This is a genomic window from Arthrobacter endolithicus, from assembly GCF_026627425.1.
Lineage (GTDB): Bacteria > Actinomycetota > Actinomycetes > Actinomycetales > Micrococcaceae > Arthrobacter_M.
Genome location: NZ_JAPNLH010000067.1, coordinates 1 through 759, shown reverse-complemented (window position 1 = coordinate 759; position 759 = coordinate 1). Strand labels below are relative to the sequence as shown.

Annotated in this window: 1 pseudogene; it reads left to right on the top strand. The window is 64.2% G+C overall.

What is annotated here, in order from left to right:
• Positions 1-390: 390 nt before the first annotated feature.
• A pseudogene (locus OS914_RS18030) lies at positions 391-759 on the top strand (hypothetical protein); the annotation flags it as partial.

Below are 759 nucleotides of genomic sequence, written 5' to 3'. Positions count from 1 at the left end.
AACTCATCCGGCTCGCCGCAGCCAAGACCTACTCCCAAGCACCCCACGCAGCATGACACTTTCGCGAGCACATTAGATGAGGCACGCAGGAATCATTTGGCGAGCATATTGACATGAGGCACCACGGCATATTGACATGAGGCACCACGGGGTGTTTTGGCGCCGACGCCTCCAGCGATACGCCCGCCTCCACACTGGAAGCCGCGGCGCGGCACCGGTCGCGTCGGACGCACCGTCCGCCGATGTCCGCTGATTCTTCCGGCGGGTCCGCAGCCGACTCCGCCGCAAACTCCGCAAACAGTCTGGTATTTCCCGCTGTCACCGGTAAATTCGTTATCCACAGGCCCAATTATTATTGTTTGTTCTAGCCCGCAGGACTAGAATGGATATATGTTCGATAGTGGTAGGGCGGGTACCGGACCCAGCGAAGCAGCATACGCTCCGCCGGCACCCGCCGCCGCACCTGCAGCCTGGGGCGCACCGGCCACTAGCGCCGCACCAGCACCGGCACCGGCACCGAAACCGTCGTCCGCGGTGGTCCCCTGGATTGCGGGTATTGTTCCCGTGGCCGCTCCGGCGGGTGTGCTGCCTGTTAGGGCTCCCACCCCGACGGACCCCGTGATCGCCTCGGACCGGGTGGATGAGGCCAGGATCCGGGGCTGGATCGCTGAACTGGCGCTGCTGGATCCGGAGGACTTCGAAGACCGGGAACGGATCGGGCTGCTCCGGGCGGACGAGGACCTGAAAGCGGCGTTATGC